Here is a 315-nt window from a genome sequence, read left to right on the forward strand (position 1 = left end):
GCCCTAAACCCGCCCCAGACTCGGCCGCTTCGGATCATAAGTCCATCCCGGCACCAGATAACGCATCGCCACCGCATCGTCGCGCGCCGTACCACCCACCGCGTTGTACAGCGCATGCGCGGCCTCGATCTGCGCCATGTCGAGCTCGATCCCGAGCCCCGGCCGTTCCGGCACGGCCACCTTGCCGCCCACGATCGCGAGCGGCTCGCGTGTGAGCCGCGCGTCGCCTTCCTGCCAGATCCAGTGCGTGTCGATCGCGGTGATCGTGCCGGGCGCGGCCGCCGCCGCATGCGTAAACATCGCGAGCGACACGTC

At 69.5% G+C, this 315-nt stretch carries 1 protein-coding gene; it reads right to left on the minus strand.

Annotation, left to right across the window (positions count from 1 at the left end; translation table 11 throughout):
- Positions 1–3 precede the first annotated feature (3 nt).
- Positions 4–315 (minus strand): enolase C-terminal domain-like protein (locus tag A9Z05_RS37840; RefSeq protein WP_305143983.1); only part of this gene is annotated, 312 nt, incomplete at its 5' end.

The sequence above is a fragment of the Burkholderia sp. A2 genome (assembly GCF_001729305.1).
Classification (GTDB): Bacteria; Pseudomonadota; Gammaproteobacteria; order Burkholderiales; family Burkholderiaceae; genus Burkholderia; species Burkholderia sola.